The organism is Nibribacter koreensis (assembly GCF_039541795.1).
In the GTDB taxonomy this organism is placed as follows: domain Bacteria; phylum Bacteroidota; class Bacteroidia; order Cytophagales; family Hymenobacteraceae; genus Nibribacter; species Nibribacter koreensis.
The window spans coordinates 1,820,239-1,833,366 of the sequence record NZ_BAABGX010000002.1; the positions used below are offsets into that span (position 1 = coordinate 1,820,239).

Below are 13,128 nucleotides of genomic sequence, written 5' to 3' on the forward strand. Positions count from 1 at the left end.
TAACCCCATAAATAGTAAGAAAATGGCAAATACAGAATCAGCTTCTAGAACGCTTAAAGGCGGTGAGTTCATCATCAAGCAGACCAGCGCCCAGGATATTTTCATCCCAGAAGAATTCTCTGAGGAACAGCGCATGATGGCCGAGACCGCGCAGCAGTTTGTGCAGACAGAGGTGATGCCGCTGGTAGAGCGCATGGACAACCACGAGGAAGGTCTGCTGGAAGGCCTCATGAAGAAGGCCGGCGAGCTGGGCTTGTTCGGGGTGGCCATTCCGGAGCAGTACGGCGGGCTGGACATGGACTTCAACTCGTCTTTGCTGGTAACAGAATCAGTGGGTTCTGGGCACTCGTTCCCGGTGGCCTTTGCGGCGCACACGGGTATTGGAACGCTGCCTATCCTATACTTCGGGACCGAAGAGCAGAAGGCCAAATACATCCCTAAATTAACGTCTGGCGAGTGGACGGCCTCTTACTGCTTAACCGAGCCAGGTTCTGGGTCAGATGCGTTGGCCGCCAAGACTAAAGCCATTCTGGACGTGGAAGGTGACAACTTCATCCTGAACGGTCAGAAGATGTGGATCACCAACGCCGGTTTTGCCGATGTGTTCATTGTATTCGCGCAAGTGGACGGCGACAAGTTCACGGGCTTTATTGTGGAGAAAGGCTATGAAGGCCTGAGCCTGGGGCCCGAGGAGCACAAGATGGGCATCAAGGGGTCTTCTACCCGCCAGGTGTTCCTGACAGACTGCAAAGTACCTATGAGCAACGTGCTGGGCGAAATTGGTAAGGGCCACTTGATTGCGTTCAACATCTTGAACATCGGGCGTATTAAACTAGCTGCGGCCTGTCTGGGCGCGTGTAAGAGCGTAGCTGAACAATCTGTGAAGTATGCCAACGAGCGCATCCAGTTCAAGATTCCGATTTCTAAGTTTGGCGCCATCCGTCATAAACTGGCCGAGCAGGCCATTAGAATCTTTGCCGTAGAGTCTGCCATATACCGTTGCGGAAACGACATCTACAACAAAGAGCAAGAGCTGCTGGCTGCCGGTAAAAACTACAATGAGGCCGTGCTTGAAGCTGCCCGCGAGTTTGCCGTAGAAGCCGCCATCTTGAAAGTAGACGGTTCTGAGGTCTTGGATTACGTGGTGGACGAAGGCGTACAGATTTACGGTGGTTACGGCTTCTCAGCAGATTATCCAATGGACCGCGCGTACCGCGATGCCCGCATCAACCGCATCTTTGAAGGTACCAATGAAATCAACCGCATGCTCATTGTGGACATGGTCTTGAAAAAGGCCATGAAAGGCGAACTGGACCTGATGGGACCTGCTGCCGCCGTGCAGCAAGAGTTGATGGAGATTCCAGACTTCGGGGAAGAGGACACTACGCTGTTTGCCGCTGAGAAGAAAGCCGTGGAGAAATTCAAAAAGGCTGTTCTATTAACCGCTGGTACCGCCGTGCAGAAGTTCATGATGACCCTGGACAAAGAGCAGGAAGTCTTGATGTACATCGCGGACATGGCTATTCAGACTTACATAGCCGAGTCTACTTTGCTGCGCGTGGAGAAACTGGTAAGCCTGAACGGCGAAGAAGCGACTTCGCGCCAATTAGACATGGCCCGCGTGGTCATCAATGACGCCGCCGACCGCATCAACAAGGCTGGTAAAGAAGCCTTGGCCGCCATGACTGAGCCGGGTGATGAGCAGAAACTGTTGTTGATTGGCTTGAAGCGCTTCACTAAGTTGGACCCGTACAACACCAAAGAAGCCCGCCGTAGAATTGCCGCGGAGATGATTAAAGCCAACGACTACGTGTACTAGTTGAGACACAAGATTCAAGACATAAGACGCAAGACTTCTCTTGAATTTACATAAAGCGTTTTTGGCCTGTTTTGGCCAAAATAGCCTAAAAACAGAAAGCCCCGCACAATGCGGGGCTTTCTGTTTTTACTAGTGATAGGTAAAGAGTAATTATCCGCGGCGTCTTTCCAAGAGAATCATCATCATCAAGCTTAAGATAATGCGCTCTTGTTCGCCGGCTTCCAACTCAGCTTCTTTAGTGACAGTGAATCTTCGGCCAAAGAAACTCTTCTGCTTTTTGAGCGTGGCTATGAGCGTGCCATCAGGACGGGTGACCGTGTAGCTAGGATTGAAGAAGTAACCCGTGAAAATGCCCAACAGCGGAATCTCTCCCAGCAAAGCATCGCCTACGCGTATCCAGACGTTCCCTTCTCTAATGGTAAAATCCTGGCGCTGGTATTGGTCATAGACCTCGTAATGTGCCTTCCACATGGACGCCCAGCCTTTGCGGGCCACGCGGCCAATCTCCTGGCCGTAACTGTCCGTGAAAATATATGCCGCCGAAAAGTCAATCCATTGGTTGGCCTTGATGTTGTAAAGCGTTTCTGCCTGTGATTCGTCTTTAAAAACAGTGACCTCTTCTACAAACTTGAAAAGCTTCTGCTTGACGTAGCTGACCGTCTGGCCGGTGGCATCTTTTACCGTGAAGTCATTGGCAAGGGTTGAAATCTTGAATTGAAAGTCCAGGGGGAAGTTGAGTTCCTGCATGTAGTTGGTTTGGTGAAATGCGTTTAATGGGCGCGTAGCGTGTGCGTAAGGAGGTAAGATGGCGAATATATTCTGGGCATTAAAATTTAGCCAGTTGCCTTTCAGGGAGAAGGCCGTTTTTGGCTTGTTTTGGCCAAAACAGGCCAAAAACGAAAACCACCCTTCGTTAAGAGGATAGCCTTGAATAGAAATCAATTAGCCGCGGCGTCTTTCCTGGAGTAGCAGGAGCATGACGCTTAACAAAAGGCGTTCCTGCTCATGAGGGGTGCAAGGCGCTTTTTTGGTTAAGGTAAACTTGCTGCTCCAGAAAGACTTCTCCTTGGTAACCGTAGCCAGATGGGTGCCATCTGCTTTGGTGATATAGTAGCTCGGGTTGAAGAAATAGCCCGTCAAAAGACCAATGAACGGAATCTTGCTGAGCATGGTGTCCTGCATTCTTACCATCATTTCGGCTTCTTTGATGGTAAACACCGGCCGTAAGTACTGGTCATATACGTTGTAATGCGCCCTTAGCAAATAGTCCCAATTCACCCTGCCAATGTGCCCGAAGAGCAGATTGTCATTGTCTGTGAACATAAAGGACGCATAGAATTCCTTAGACGGACTGGCTCTGATGGCATAAAGCTTTTCTTTTTCAGAGGGGTCTTTGTACACAAGAGCTTCATCCAGAAAAGGATCTATGCTGAGCAAAGAGGATTCTGAGAAAACGTCTGAATGCACCTGTTTCACAAAAAAGACCACCTGCCCATGTACATCTTTCACTGTGACGTGATTGGCCAGCGCAGGAGCCTTAAAGGTGAATTCTAAAGGGAAGTTGAGTTCCTGCATGGACAGATAGAAAAGTAGGCAAGGTTGACTGAGGAGCGTTTTCTTGCCTGGCAGAGAGCAATCAAACGCACTAAGAAATTTCGTTTTTGGCCTGTTTTACCCAAAACAGGCCAAAAACGAAAGCTTACAGCTTGTAGGTGATTCTGCTTAGGCGCAGTCCCTTTGAAGACTTGGCAGGCTTGTACACGGCCGTGATGGTGCGCTCATCTAACCAGGTGGTAAAGTCCTTGGCAAAGGCCGCCTGCTGGTTGTTGGCAAGTTTAAGGCCGGTGGCCTTGGGAGCCTCAGAAGCGCCAGTCAAGAGATGGATGGAGCGGGTATAGAGATCGGTTTTGCCGTTGAGGGTTTCTAGGGTGAGCATCTGCAGGCGGTTGCCAAAAAGCTGAGTCCTATAGGAGATACCAGAGAAGCCTTCGGCGGCGGGTGCCTGCTGGTCTTTCTTGATCATGGAGTTCCAGGTGGGTTTCAGGTACTCATCATACCCAAAAAGCAGCAGGTCCTGGGCGCGGTACTTGCCGTCAGGTCCGGCCTCCAGAAACTTCTTCTCTGTGATCACCGCCAGCTGCCCGTCTTTGCTTACCAGAATGTCTGACAGGTAGATGTCTTCCAGGTGGGCAGTAGTAGACAGGTTGTTGGCTTTAGCAATGCGCTCCAGAAAGGCGGGCGTGAACAAGAACTCCTCTGCGAAGCGCATGTTGTTGGTGCGGTAGTCAAACCGCACCAGTTTAAGGCTGCGGTACTCGCCGGTTTTCTCTTCGGCTACCAGGGCGGCGGCATACAGGGTGCTGTCCTGCTCCAGTTGGAACTTAGTATCCAGCACATACACTTTCTCCTGATTAAAAGCGCCGCCCAGCATCACCTCCATCACCTTGATCTCATTGTTCTGGTTGTTGTAACGGCGCACGCTCAGGCGCATGGAGTTTTCTGTGAGTAAGGTCAGGTACTGGCTGCCGTGGTTGTCTATCTGCACCTGCGCCGTTAAACCGCCTGTGTGCACCGGAAAATCATAGCGCCTTTCTTTGAGCACGTTCAAGGCCCCGTCATAGACAATGGCCTGGATGCCCTGTAGTTGGTCGCCTTTTTGCAGGTAGTGCTGGGTTACTAATTTGGAGCCGTCCTTAGAAAGAGAGACCACTAGTTTTCTGCTGTTGGCCGGGGCTTCCAGCAGTTTCTTCTTTTGCAGTTCCTTTCCGGTGGCCAGGTCAATGGTTCTGGCATAGAGCGCCTGCGTACTGGTTTCAATGGAGATGCGGTGCGTGATGACCAGGGCGGTTTGCGCCTGTTGGGCAAAGGCCTCTACCGTTTCTTGTGACAGCAGGTCAATAGGGGTAGCCCACTGGGGCTTCATGCTTTTGCCGTAGCGCTCCAGCGCGTAAGCGTCTTTTGTCTTTCTACTGAGGATGACAAAATCTGTGCTGTTAAGGGCAAACGTCTTCTGCGGAAGCTGCGGATTGTACTGCTCTTGCTGGGACTCTGTGAAAAATGAAAAATTAGCTGATTTTATACGCTGGCCCTGGGCATTGCCAGAAATGAAAGAAAGCGCGGCAAAAAAAACAATTGTAATTTTTTTAAGCATGGCAAGAAGGGTTTGACTGCAAATATAGCAGGATTATGACCGTGTACCTTACTTAATAGCTGGTAGAAAAGTTAAGGATGGAATGCTTTTTGCAGGCTAATTATTTAGTAACTAAATAATTATGATTTCTATTGTGTACCTTTGCAGAGGTTTAGAGCAATTCAAAAGGAGGTTGCATTAAACAAAGCGTTCAAAGCATTAATTCAATAATCGTGTTTTTTTAGGAAAATTTTCCCAAAAACCAAAAACCCAAATGGAACCAAACCGTAACTAGTTAGGCTTCTCTGCGGGACAAGCGGGAAGGCTAAGTCTGAGATGTTGCAGGATCAACCTTAACAAAAGGATAACCTAAAATAACCTCTGAGCCCCTTCTAGAGCCGTATTATTGGAGTGAATGATCAACGTTAACTTTTCGCCTATGAAATTTATTTTTAAGATTTTTGTGCTGGTAGGGATTATAATCATTGGCAAGTTTTTGAAGGAAGATACAAGTAATGCCGTAGTGACTGAAAAATCCCCCAAGTCTGCAGATGTATACTCAATGCAGGAGCCTTCTCCTCAAACAGTGAATGCACAGCAGACCAATTACATGTTTAACCCAAGTAACTAGAAAAGGACGAGACTGATAGAAAACTTTACTTTTAAAAAGAACCCATTTTTCCCCCACTCTCCCCCAAAAGAGACCTTGACTTTAGTCTAACTGATCCGACTCCAATTAACAGCGTTGGCACTCAGTGACCGAATATGCCGCAACAGGTTGGCATGCTCCGGAAGACTTAAGTCAGGGTCTTTTTCTATGATCTCCAGTGCCGCCGCCCGGCTCTCTTTCAAGATGGTGGCGTCTTTGGACAGATCAGCGATCAATAGATCCAGGACCCCGCTCTGCTGGGTACCCATCAAATCTCCTGGTCCGCGCAGTTTCAAGTCAATGTCTGCTATCTCAAAGCCGTTGTTGGTGCGTACCATGGTCTCAATACGCGTCTTGCCTTCCTTGCTGAGCTTATAGCCAGTCATCAGGATGCAATAACTCTGGTCGGCGCCCCGGCCCACGCGGCCTCTCAACTGGTGCAGTTGGGCCAAGCCAAACCGTTCTGCATTCTCAATCACCATCACACTGGCATTGGGCACGTTCACGCCTACCTCAATCACGGTGGTGGCTACCATGATCTGCGTCTCATGCTTGACAAAGCGTTGCATCTCATAGTCTTTGTCGGCGGGTTTCAACCGGCCGTGCACCATGCTCACTTGGTATTCTGGGAATGCGCGGGTAATGCTTTCATAACCGTCCATCAGGTCTTTGTATTCCAGACCTTCAGACTCTTCAATAAGCGGGTAGACAATGTAGACCTGCCGACCCAGCTTAATCTGCTCCCGTATAAACCCGAATACCTTTAAGCGGTTGCTGTCATAGCGGTGCACGGTGATAATCTCTTTCCGGCCGGCGGGCATCTCGTCAATGACAGAGACGTCTAGGTCGCCGTACAAGGTCATGGCCAGCGTGCGGGGGATAGGGGTGGCCGTCATGACCAGTACATGCGGAATGACCCTAGGGTTCTTCTGCCAGAGCTTAGAGCGCTGAGCTACGCCAAAACGGTGCTGTTCGTCCACTATACATAAGCCCAGGTTCTGGAACTGCACTTCGTCCTCTAATAGCGCGTGGGTACCCACAATCATTTTCATCTCCCCAGAGCGCAACTGTTCATGCAAGACTCTGCGGTCTGCCTTTTTGGTGGAGCCGGTGAGCTTGCCCAACACAATCCCCAATTTATCTGCGAAGTGCTTTAGTCCCTGGTAATGCTGGTCGGCTAAGATTTCTGTAGGCGCCATGATACAGGCCTGAGCGCCGTTGTCGGTGGCCAAGAGCATGGTCACGAAGGCCACGATGGTCTTGCCACTGCCCACATCGCCTTGGAGTAGTCGGTTCATCTGCTTGCCGGCAATCACGTCTTGGTAAATTTCACGCACTACGCGTTTCTGGGCACCGGTGAGGTCAAAGGGCAGGTGGTTTTTGTAGAACTCGGTGAGCGTGGGGGTCTTGCTGAAAATCTGCCCGGCTAAGTCTGCTTTGCGTTTGGTGCGCGTGCGCAGGAGCTTGAGCTGGGTGTAGAACAGTTCCTCAAACTTGAGCCGGAAACGCGCGGCCTGCAGGGTGTCCCAGTTCTTGGGGAAGTGGATTTGAATCATGGCCTCGCGCTTGGAGACCATGCGGTAGTTGTCCACCAGCTCAGGCGTGAGCGTCTCAGGCAGATGCGTGGGTGCGAGCTTGAGCAGTTCCATCATCATCTTAGAGATGACCTTGCTGTCTACGCGGTGGTTCTTGAGCTTGTCGGTGGTGTTGTAAACAGGTTGCAGGTAGGTCTGTTCCTGCTTCATCTCGGCGGCCTCTTCCAAGTCTGGGTGCGCCATGTTGAACTTGCCGTTGAACAGGCTGGGCTTCCCGAAGGCGATGTATTCCTGGTTCACCTTCAGTTGCACGTTCATCCATTTCACGCCCTTGAACCAGACCAATTCAATCTCCCCAGACGCGTCCCGGATGATGGCAGACAGGCGTTGTTTGCGGCCTTCACCTAAAAGGTTCTTCTCCAGCACGCGTCCTTTTATCTGCACGTACTGCATGTCCTCATTAAGGTCTGCAATGGCATGGAACTGCGTACGGTCCATGTACCGGAAAGGGTAGTGTTGGATGAGGTCGCCGTACGTGAAAATGCCCAGCTCCAGCTGGAGCAGATTCGCGCGTTGCGGGCCCACGCCCTTCAAGAACTCAATTTTGGTATGGAAAAAGCCGGAAGACACTTATAGAGAAACGCAACTCCGTTTTAAGCCTGTTTTCTGGAAAATAGCCCAAAAACGCCAGCCAAGCCGCTCTGTAAAGTTACTAAAAAGTGGTGAGCTAGGGCTACCGCAGATGATTAAGAATAACGCGGCCCCACGGCCAAAGACTTACGCTTTTCTAACAAACTCAGACTTGAGCGCCATAGACCCGAAGCCTTCAATCTTGCAGTCAATGTTGTGGTCACCGTCTGTGAGCCGTATGTTTTTCACTTTGGTGCCGGCCTTTACCGGTTTGGGGGCGCCTTTCACGGGTAAGTCTTTGATGACCACCACCGAGTCGCCGTTTTGCAACACGTTTCCGTTGGCGTCTTTTATTTGTAAGCCTGCTTCCTCGCTTCCTTCGGCTAAAGTCCACTCATGGGCGCATTCTGGGCAGGCGTAGCTGTCAGGGCCGGTGGCGTAGCCGTACGGTGAACTGCAAGAGGGACAAGGTTTCAATTCTTCAGACATGGTAGTAATGGTTTATGGCGTGCTTGCGTCTTTGCGTTTTTAGCCTGTTTTCTGGAAAACACCCAAAAAACGCCCGCTCAGCCGCTCTGTAAAATTACAGAAAAGAGATGAGGCGGGCTAATGAGATAAGCTGGTTTGCCGGACTACATTCTTTCTTCCCTCAACAATGGAATGTGGGTGTTAAATTTTTGTAAATAGATGGAATATAGCCTACCAAAATATTTGGCGGTTCGTATATAACAACATCTACTCACTAAAGAAAGGAGATACTATCTGTGCTAGACTGTTACGGGTTAACGGTAAGCACCTTTCACGCTGGGCGAGCGTTAAGCCATTGAGTGGCAATTGGGAAGCCTCGGTTTAGCCGGGGCTTTTCTTTTTTGAACCGACTGGTAAGCGAGGGCGCACTTCTACTATACTCCAGCCTCAAATGATTGCTAACCAAAGGCCAGGAAAAGTGAATGCAGGATAAGCAGAAATCAGGCTCATAAAGCTAACAGGGTCAAAATCTGAAAAGCTTCTTCATCCAGCTTTTTCTAGGAGTCACAGAGCTTTCCTGGCCTGATGTTTTTGAGTTTGCATGCTCGTTATTAGAGGCCATCTGCTTTAATTCCTCTGTTATCTTCCTGAATTTTTCGGCAACAAGGGCAATGCTTCGGCCTGACTCACCTCCAAGTCTGGCGGCTTCTATGGCAAGGTTCAGCGCCAGTAGATTGGTTTGGCCCAATATCTCCTTAAGCAGCGCTGCGTCTAGAATATGTTGTTGACATACCGTGAGAAGCTGCTCCTGCACATTGTTAGCATCTAAGGTTAGTGCAGTGATTTCTGGATGGTGCAATGTAGACGATACCAGCTGAAGCTGGTTTACTGCTTCTTTGAAGGTTTCAACTACTGGTGTGAAGGGAGAAGGCATCTTGCTTTAGAAACCATAAGATACCTCTTTTAGCAAAGCCTCTTCTGTTTTCGGCCTGTTTTCTGTAAAACAGGCCGAAAACAGAAGAGGCTTCCTTGCGATTACCTGATCGTTCCTTTGTGCTTAATTGCCCCGGTACGTGCTATAGCCATACGGCGAAAGGGTGATGGGCACGTGGTAGTGATCCTGATCCTTGATTTGAAATACCACTTCAATAAATGGATAGAAGCTGTCTACTTTCTGGGTTTTGAAATAGTCATCCACCAGGAACGTAAGCCGGTAAATGCCTTTCTCTGTTTTCTTGTAGTCCAGAAAGTCTTTGATGCGGCCGTTCTCATCAGTGGTTTTGACGTCTACCTGGGACCAAGCCTTGGTTTTGTCATGTAGCTTCTCCAGTTTAACAGTAACGCCCACGGCAGGCTTGCCGGTGGAGATGTCTAAGATGTGGCTGGAGAGTTGGTGCGTGTGCGTCTGGGCAAACGCGAGCGTGGTGAGCACGCTGAACAGGAAACTAAAAAGAATCTTTTTCATGATTTTATCTTAAGGTGAATTACTGAAGTATGAGGCCAGCTTCTGGGAGAGCGGCGGCTTTGGCTAGGAGATCGTCTTGTTCTGGTCCGCCGCCGCCGGCTACGCCCACCGCACCAATAACCTTTCCTTGGTACCACACTGGAACGCCGCCGCCTAGCAGCAAAAGTTCTGGCAGATGGGCCAGGTTCTGAGTGTCTGGGTTGGCTCTGGCATTTCTGCCTAAGGTTAAAGTGGAAGTTTTGGTAGAAAGAGCGGTAAAGGCTTTTCTGCGGGCGGCTTCTGTATTATGCGGTCCCACGCCGTCTCCTTTGATGAGCAAAATGGTCTGTCCCGAGGCGTCTACCACGGCAAACGTAATCTCCTTTTGCAGGCTGGTTGCTTTGGCCATAACCCTACGGTGCATCTGCAAGGCCGCCTCTTGGGTTAGTTGATGAGAACTGACAATTAGGTCTGAGGTATCAAAAGCAGAAGATTGGATTTGCCTTGCTTGTGGGACCTTTGTCTTTGCAGCAGGGGGCTGTGCCAGCAGCAGGCCGGGCGCTAACAGAAGATATAGAAGGAGGATGTTTCTCATATGGGTGGCGCTTTCTACAAAGGTACCCGAGCCCACTTCCCTAAACATTGCCCTGGGGCAACGTTTTCAGAGCCGAGCTTTTACTCTGCTCAAAGTGCTTGGCGAGAGGCCCAAGTAAGAAGCCGCCATCTTGTTGGAGACGCGCAACAGAAAGTCGGGTTGGTGCTGGATGACCCACTGCACCTTCTCCAAGGCGTCAAACCCCTGGAATCCGTAAATCCTTTTCTGCGCCGTGATAAAGCCCAACTCCAGAATCTGCCGGTAAATGAACCCAAAGGCCGGTACCGTGTCCACTAGCTTGTAAAAGTCCGTTCTGGAGATTTGTAGTAAGTCAGATTTCTCAATGGTCTGCATGTACTCAAACGCCGGCGTGTGTTCAATGAAACTGGGCAGGGCAGTGCCAAACCCGCCCTCAAACGCGAAGAACCTTGACGTCTCCAGTCCTTCTTTGTTCAGCGTGAAAAGCCTGATGCATCCTTGGTTGACAAAGTAGTAGTGCTGACAAACCTCGCCGTACTGGAGCAAAAGCTGGTTGCGCTTGGTCTTGAGAGGCGTGAAATGGGAACAGATAAAGTTCAGCGAGGCATCATCAGTGGGTACTCTGGCGGTGATGAAATCTTTTAACCGTTGGTACATGCTGGAATAAGGGATGGAGGGTTATCTGCTAATAACTGTTTCGCGCAAAGGTTGTTTTTAGGAGAACCTTTTAACGCCGTTTTTGGCCTCTTTTCTGGAAAACAGGCCAAAAACGGCCAGGAGGCCTTAATTGTAAATTGGTTCTTATCCAGCTTGTCAATTGAGTCGTTTTGTACGCTTCGCTTATAGCTTATGCTTCTTTCCTAGCCCGTCAATTCTATAGACAGTGTTGTTCTCTATGAGAATGCCTTCGGTTTTAGGGCTGTTCTTTTCCTGGCCGTGCCGTACGTCAATTTTTATCACCTTGCCTTGGTAATCTGTTGTCACGTCTGGGTACACAGAATGCCCAATGACCAGGGTTGAAGCCTTGTAAAAGGCAAGTATCTGGTCCAGCTCTTCTTGCGTGGTTTTGTGGTAGTTGGCCTCAAAGGGGTCTCTGGTCAAGTACATGATTCTGTACACCAGGTTCATGGAAAGGCTCCTGTCCCAATACGGGCTGTCATATTTGCTTAAGACGGTTTTCTCCTTGGGGTCTGTGACCGTTTTGCGGGCGTCCTGGCCGTAGTATTTTCTGGCAATCTGATTGATTTGGGCAAGGCTCAGTTGATGCTGCAATAGGTTGGAGTTGATGCCAGCGTGCACAAACAGGTAAGGGCCAATCTTGGCGGCCACGTTTTTGGTCTTCAGCCAGTTGCCCAGCTCAGAGTTGGGGCCGTACAGGAATTTGGCCGAGGTGGTCCAGTCAGAATGACCGCTTATTTGCTTGGCCACTTCGCGGTACTTATACTCGGTGTGGGAATAATCGCCGTAAAGCTTCATAACCTCATGGTTGCCTAGGATGTAATGCACCTTTCCGCCTTGCGCCGCGGCTTTGTCTTCCAGCATGTAAATAAGCCAGAGCACCTGAGGTTCGTTTGCTCCCCGGTCTACAAAGTCACCATTCAAGACCAAATGCCCTTGGCCATAGGTCCAGTTGTACTGCCTGTCCATGACGCCGTGTTTGATCAGGAAGCTGGAGAAGGCGTCAAAATTGCCTTCTATGTCTGAGATGGCGATGAGCTTGGCGGGTAGCGGGTATTGGTCTTGCGGGGGCTGGTACTCGGTTTTTAACGTGACGTAAAACGAATCCTGGTCCTGGTTGGCCACCGTCACTTTGATGGGCTTTCTGGAGTCTACCCGTGACTTGACCAGCTTGTTGTCTGCCGTGACCGTGAACTGTTGATCCCCGAAAATATACGGCCCGTCTGAACCATCTAATTTGGTGGCCACCACCTCGCCATTCGCAAAACCGAAGTCCTCGTCATTGGCCAACGCATCCAGCCCCGACCAGTGGAAGGTGTACACGCCTTTGGCCTCGTCAATGCTACTGTGCCCAAACACCAGGGTAGTGACCGGCCAATAGCCTAAAATAGCGATGGCTGACCATTTTAAGAATGTTTTGAAGAGGTTGGCAGACGTGCGTCGCGTTTCTTTAGGTGACATACATGGAATACGCTTTTCTAAAGCGAATGTCCGCAAAAAAGCCGAACAGCGTCTATTATTCAGCATTAATTAAGAAATGATGCCTATTCGTTTTTGGCCTATTTTCCAGAAAACAGGCTAAAAACGTAGGTTGGCGGTTGATGATACAGCACCTTCTGGTGAATTGCTCAAAGACGGTTTACGCGTGCTTCAAAGACAACCTAAACCCGAACACCGGCAAAGCCCCCTGCATAAAGTCCAGTTCTTGTGCCCGCTCAAAACCTAGCTTCTCATACATTGCCCACGCTGTTTGCATGGCTTTGGTGCTGTGGATGATGACCTGCGCCCGCCCAACGTCATTGGCTTTCTGGATGCAGGCCAGCGTCAACAATTTGCCCACGCCTTTGCCTCTGGCGTCTGGGGCCACCGCCAGTAACCTGAAGCCTGCTGCGTCTTTCTCTTGGGTCGCCGTTCCGCCAGAGCCGTAGTGTTGCATGTCATGAAAGAAAACCACTCCGCCCGCCAATTCATTTTGCTCAGAAACGGCCACCAAAAGCTCTGCGCCGGGCTTCTGCGTAAAATCCCCGATGTTGGCCAGCAGTTGGTAGTAGGCGGGCTGTTCTTCAGGCTTCGGGAAACCGTCTAGCTGGGAATACACTTGCACCATGAGCTGGCCCAATGCGGTAAATTCTGAAGGATGGGCGGGTCTGATGGTAAAGGATGGGGAAGGCATTGAAGGTGAGGGTGAATATTGAAGGAAT

12 protein-coding genes are annotated in these 13,128 nt (G+C 50.1%); 1 reads left to right on the plus strand and 11 read right to left on the minus strand.

From position 1 onward, the window contains the following. Positions 1 to 22 precede the first annotated feature (22 nt). Positions 23 to 1,819, plus strand: coding sequence for an acyl-CoA dehydrogenase family protein (locus ABD880_RS15140; RefSeq protein ID WP_345167853.1), 1,797 nt, complete (start codon positions 23 to 25; stop codon positions 1,817 to 1,819). A gap of 150 nt (positions 1,820 to 1,969) precedes the next feature. On the opposite strand, the gene ABD880_RS15145 is transcribed toward ABD880_RS15140, so the two are convergent. The 11 genes from ABD880_RS15145 to ABD880_RS15195 form a co-directional block, all read right to left on the minus strand. Next, positions 1,970 to 2,566 carry an LURP-one-related family protein gene (locus tag ABD880_RS15145; RefSeq protein ID WP_345167856.1) on the minus strand — a complete coding sequence of 199 codons (597 nt, stop codon included), beginning with the start codon at positions 2,564 to 2,566 and terminating at the stop codon, positions 1,970 to 1,972. A gap of 195 nt (positions 2,567 to 2,761) precedes the next feature. Further along, positions 2,762 to 3,394 carry an LURP-one-related/scramblase family protein gene (locus ABD880_RS15150; protein WP_345167859.1) on the minus strand — a complete coding sequence of 211 codons (633 nt, stop codon included), beginning with the start codon at positions 3,392 to 3,394 and terminating at the stop codon, positions 2,762 to 2,764. A 124-nt stretch (positions 3,395 to 3,518) separates the two neighbouring features. Continuing rightward, positions 3,519 to 4,970, minus strand: a complete 1,452-nt coding sequence (locus ABD880_RS15155; protein ID WP_345167861.1) for a hypothetical protein — start codon at positions 4,968 to 4,970, stop codon at positions 3,519 to 3,521. A gap of 696 nt (positions 4,971 to 5,666) precedes the next feature. Next, positions 5,667 to 7,763 (minus strand): ATP-dependent DNA helicase RecG, encoded by a 2,097-nt coding sequence (gene recG / locus ABD880_RS15160; protein WP_345167864.1) that lies wholly within the window; start codon positions 7,761 to 7,763, stop codon positions 5,667 to 5,669. Positions 7,764 to 7,910: 147 nt separating this feature from the next. Then, positions 7,911 to 8,252 (minus strand): zinc ribbon domain-containing protein YjdM, encoded by a 342-nt coding sequence (locus ABD880_RS15165; protein ID WP_345167867.1) that lies wholly within the window; start codon positions 8,250 to 8,252, stop codon positions 7,911 to 7,913. A gap of 502 nt (positions 8,253 to 8,754) precedes the next feature. Further along, entirely contained in the window at positions 8,755 to 9,165 is a 411-nt protein-coding gene (locus ABD880_RS15170) for a methyl-accepting chemotaxis protein (RefSeq protein ID WP_345167869.1), read from the minus strand. A gap of 123 nt (positions 9,166 to 9,288) precedes the next feature. Then, complete coding sequence (uraH, locus tag ABD880_RS15175; RefSeq protein ID WP_345167873.1) at positions 9,289 to 9,696, minus strand: hydroxyisourate hydrolase; 408 nt, start codon at positions 9,694 to 9,696, stop codon at positions 9,289 to 9,291. Positions 9,697 to 9,715: 19 nt separating this feature from the next. Continuing rightward, positions 9,716 to 10,318, minus strand: coding sequence for a GlcG/HbpS family heme-binding protein (locus ABD880_RS15180; protein ID WP_345167876.1), 603 nt, complete (start codon positions 10,316 to 10,318; stop codon positions 9,716 to 9,718). A gap of 18 nt (positions 10,319 to 10,336) precedes the next feature. Beyond that, positions 10,337 to 10,906: a Crp/Fnr family transcriptional regulator gene (locus tag ABD880_RS15185; RefSeq protein ID WP_345167879.1), complete on the minus strand. Its 570-nt coding sequence runs from the start codon at positions 10,904 to 10,906 to the stop codon at positions 10,337 to 10,339. 183 nt (positions 10,907 to 11,089) lie between these two features. Further along, a complete protein-coding gene (locus ABD880_RS15190) occupies positions 11,090 to 12,388 on the minus strand; it encodes a metallophosphoesterase (protein WP_345167881.1) in 1,299 nt (432 codons plus the stop codon). Positions 12,389 to 12,566: 178 nt separating this feature from the next. Then, positions 12,567 to 13,100 (minus strand): GNAT family N-acetyltransferase, encoded by a 534-nt coding sequence (locus tag ABD880_RS15195; RefSeq protein ID WP_345167883.1) that lies wholly within the window; start codon positions 13,098 to 13,100, stop codon positions 12,567 to 12,569. Positions 13,101 to 13,128: the final 28 nt, after the last annotated feature.